Source organism: Mizugakiibacter sediminis (genome assembly GCF_000953855.2).
Lineage (GTDB): Bacteria > Pseudomonadota > Gammaproteobacteria > Xanthomonadales > Rhodanobacteraceae > Mizugakiibacter > Mizugakiibacter sediminis.
Map to the genome: position 1 here is coordinate 1 of NZ_DF970239.1, position 3,922 is coordinate 3,922.

The 3,922-nt window shown below is 73.7% G+C and carries 3 protein-coding genes; 1 reads left to right on the top strand and 2 read right to left on the bottom strand.

What is annotated here, in order from left to right; genetic code table 11:
- A partial coding sequence (gene malQ / locus MBSD_RS11725) for a 4-alpha-glucanotransferase (protein ID WP_062537493.1) occupies positions 1-1,128 on the top strand: 1,128 nt, incomplete at its 5' end.
- 33 nt (positions 1,129-1,161) lie between these two features.
- Here malQ and glgP read toward each other — a convergent pair.
- Both glgP and MBSD_RS11735 read right to left on the bottom strand, forming a co-directional pair.
- Entirely contained in the window at positions 1,162-3,711 is a 2,550-nt protein-coding gene (gene glgP, locus MBSD_RS11730) for an alpha-glucan family phosphorylase (protein ID WP_062537494.1), read from the bottom strand.
- A gap of 76 nt (positions 3,712-3,787) precedes the next feature.
- Complete coding sequence (locus MBSD_RS11735) at positions 3,788-3,910, bottom strand: dodecin domain-containing protein (protein ID WP_237071804.1); 123 nt, start codon at positions 3,908-3,910, stop codon at positions 3,788-3,790.
- Between the last annotated feature and the right edge of the window lie 12 nt (positions 3,911-3,922).

Here is a 3,922-nt window from a genome sequence, read left to right on the forward strand (position 1 = left end):
GCGCCCGCCGCGCTGCGCGACGCCTGCGACGCCTTCCGCGCGCGCGAACGCGCCTGGCTGCCCGCCTACGCGCTGTTCCGCGTGCTGCGCCGGCTGCACCGCGGGGCGGCGTGGCCGCAGTGGCCGTCGCCGTGGCGCGAGGGCCCGGAAGCCGCGGCGGCGGCGCTGACGCCCGCGCTGCGCCGCGCGGTGGAGCGCGAGACCTTCGTGCAGTTCGTGTTCCAGCGCCAGTGGGACGCGTTGCGCGAAGCGGCGCACGCGCGCGGCGTGCTGCTGTGCGGCGACCTGCCGATCTATCCGGCCTACGACAGCGCCGACGTCTGGGCCGACCGCCGGCTGTTCCGCCTGGATGCGCGCGGCGCACCGCTGGAAAGCGCGGGCGTGCCGCCGGACGCGTTCGCGCCGCAAGGACAGTGGTGGGGATCGCCGCTGTACGACTGGCCGCGCATGGCGGAGGCGGGCTACGCCTGGTGGGTCGAGCGCGTACGCGTGCAGGGCGAGCGCTTCGATCTGTTGCGCATCGACCACTTCCGCGGCTACGAGGCCTACTGGGCCGTGCCGGCAAACGCGCGTTCCGCGGCCGAAGGCTACTGGTGCCCGGGGCCGGGCGCGGAGCCCTTCCTGCGCGTGCAGGCGCTGCCGGATCCGCCGGCGCTGCTGGCCGAGGACCTCGGCACGATCACGCCGGCGGTGGAGGCGCTGCGCGAGGCGCTGCGCCTGCCGGGCATGCGCGTGCTGCAGTTCGGCTTCGACGGCGATCTCGCCAATCCGCACCTGCCGCGCAACTACGTCGCGGCCTGCGTCGCCTACAGCGGCACCCACGACAACGACACCACGCTGGGCTGGTGGCGCGGCCTGGACGCCGCCGCCCGCGCGCGCGTGCGCGAGGCGCTGGGCGCATGCCGCGAGCCGATGCCGTGGCCGCTGCTGCAGGCGGTGCTGGACTCGAAAGCGGCGCTGGCGGTGCTGCCGCTGCAGGACCTGCTCGGGCTGGACTCGCGCGCGCGCTTCAACACGCCGGGCACCCTCGACGGCAACTGGCGCTGGCGGCTGCCGCCGCGGCGACTGACGCCGGCGCTGGCCGCGCGCGTGCGCGCCGCGCTCGGCGCCGGCGGACGCTGCGCCTGAGCCGCCGGCGCGGAACGGATCGGGCATCGCTGCTCAGAGCCAGAGCATGCAGCCGGTTTCCAGCGGGTGCGCCAGCGCGGGATGCGTCGGGTACATGCGGATGCGGTAACGCAACAGTCCGCCCAGCGGCGGCGTGAACTCGAGCGCGTACGGCTGCTCGTCGCCGGCGGCGGGTTCGGGCGCGAAGGCGTAGCTCAGCGGCGCCTGCCCGGACGGCGCGTCATCGCGCCCGATCACGCATTCCACGACGACGTCGCGCGCGCCGAGTTCGCCGAGGTCGGCGACCACGCGCAGCGTCACCGGCATGCCCGCGGCCGCGTGGTCCGGCGGCGGCGCCGCCCAGCGCAGCGCGGCCTTGCCCCAGTGCCGCCGGATGCGCGCGCGCCAGGCGGCCAGCGCCGCCGCCGCCTCGCCGCCGTCGGCTTCCAGCAGGCGCCGGTGGCGGCTGCCGGGCAGATACAGGCGCTCGAGGTAGTCGGCGAGCATGCGGTCGGTGTTGAAACGCGGCAGCGTGCTGCGCATCGCCGCCTTGGCGCGCGCCACCCAGCCTTCGGGCAGGCCGGCGGCGTTGCGGCGGTGGTACAGCGGCACGATCTCGTGTTCGAGCAGGTCGAGCAGTTCCTCCGCCTCCAGCGTGTCGCGCTGCTCCGGCGCGGCGTCGTCGGCGCGCGGCGTGACCGCCCAGCCGTTCCCGCCGTCGTAACCTTCGGCCCACCAGCCGTCGAGCACGCTCAGGTTCAGCGCGCCGTTGATCGCGGCCTTCTGCCCGGAAGTGCCGCAGGCTTCCTGCGGGAAGCTGGGCGTGTTCAGCCAGACGTCGACGCCGGAGACCAGCCGGCGCGCCAGGGCGATGTCGTAACCTTCGACGAAGAACACCGAGCCCAGCAGCGGCGGCTCGCCGGCCAGCGCGTTGATGGTGTGGATGATCGCCTGGCCTTCGCCGTCCTGCGGATGCGCCTTGCCGGCGCAGATCAGCACTACCGGGCGTTCGGGATCGGTGAGCAGCCGGCCGAGCCGCTGCAGGTCGCGGAAGATCAGCAGCGGGCGCTTGTAGGCGGTGATGCGCCGCGCGAAGCCGATCACCAGCGCCGTGCTGTAGTCGGCGGAGAGCACGCGCCGCATCAGGTCGATGCGCGCGCGGCTGTAGGAGGCTCGCCGGTACTGTCGTTCCAGCACGCAGGCGACGTACTCCAGCATGTCGCACTTCAGCGACTGGCGCAGGCCCCAGAAGCGGTGGCTGGGGATCGCGTCGATGGTGCGCTTCCAGTAGTCGGCGTCGCGCAGCTTGGAGCGCCAGTCGGGCTGCTGCTCGTCGAACAGGTCGCTCCATTCGCGGGCGAGGAAGGTCGGCACGTGCACGCCGTTGGTGACGTGCACCAGCGGCAGGTCCTCGGCGTCGAGCTGCGGCCACACGTGGGCGAACATGCGCGCGGCGACGTCGCGGTGCACGCGGCTGACGCCGTTGCGGTGGCGCGAGCCGCGCAGCGCCAGGGTGGTGATGTCGAACTCGCCGCCGTCCGGCGCCAGCGCGCCCAGCGCCAGCACCTGTTCCACGTCGACGCCGAGGCCGGCGGCGATCGGCGCGAGGTAGTGCGCGGCCATCGGGCGCGGAAAGCGGTCGTGGCCCGCCGCCACCGGCGTGTGCGTGGTGAACACGACGGACGCCGCGGTGAGCTCCAGCGCGGAGGCGAAATCGAGGCCGGAGGCCACCGCCTCGCGGCACAGCTCGAGGATCATCAGCGCGGGATGACCTTCGTTGAGATGCCATATCGTGGGATGCACGCCCAGCGCGCGCAGCGCGCGCACGCCGCCGACGCCGAGCACCAGCTCCTGGGCGATGCGCGTGTCGCGGTCGCCGCCGTAGAGCTGGTAGGTGATCGCGCGGTCATCGGGGGAGTTGCCCTCCACGTCGGTGTCCAGCAGCAGCAGGCGCACGCGGCCGATCACCGCCTGCCAGACGCAGGCCTGCACCTCGCGCTCGCCGACGGGCACGGTCACGCGCACCTGCCAGCCGTCGGCGTCGCGCGCCGGCGTCACCGGCAGGTCGCAGGGATCGGTCGGATGGAAGTGGGTCTGCTGGCGGCCGTCGCGGCCGATGGTCTGGGTGAAGTAGCCCGAGCGGTACATCAGGCCGACCGCGGTGAACGGCACGCCGGCGTCGCTGGCGGCCTTGCAGAAGTCGCCGGCGAGGATGCCGAGCCCGCCGGAGTACAGGTGCAGACTTTCGTGCAGGCCGTACTCCATGCAGAAGTAGGCGACGTGCTCGCGCGCCACGCCGGGATCCAGCCCCGGCGCCGGCGGGTGCGGTTCGTTGTAGGCGTTGGCGCGGCCGAGGACCTCGCGGTAGTCCTTGAGGAAGTCGGAGTCGCGCGCGTACGCCTGCAGGCGCACCTGGTCGACGCGGCGCAGGAACAGCTTGGGGTTGTGGCTGCAGCGCTCCCAGAGTTGCGGATCGATCTGATAGAACAGCCGGCGCACGCGCCGGTCCCAGCTGTAGAGCAGGTTGCCGGCCAGGTCGTCCATGCCGGCCAGTTCCGGCGGCAGCGCCGGCCGCACTTCGAGGGTGTAGGCGGTGCCCGTCAAGACGGCGCTCCCGGCGGCGGCCGGGCGGCGGCGCGCGCCGGCCGGCGCCGCGTCGCGCGCCCGGCGCGGAGCCGCCTCATTCGACGACGAAGGTCACCTTCAGTTCGACGCGCCATTCCTTGACGCGGCCGTCCGGCTCCGTGTTGACCTTGATGTCGCTGACCCAGGCGCCGCGCAGGTTGCTGATCGTCTTCGCCACCTTGGCGAGCCC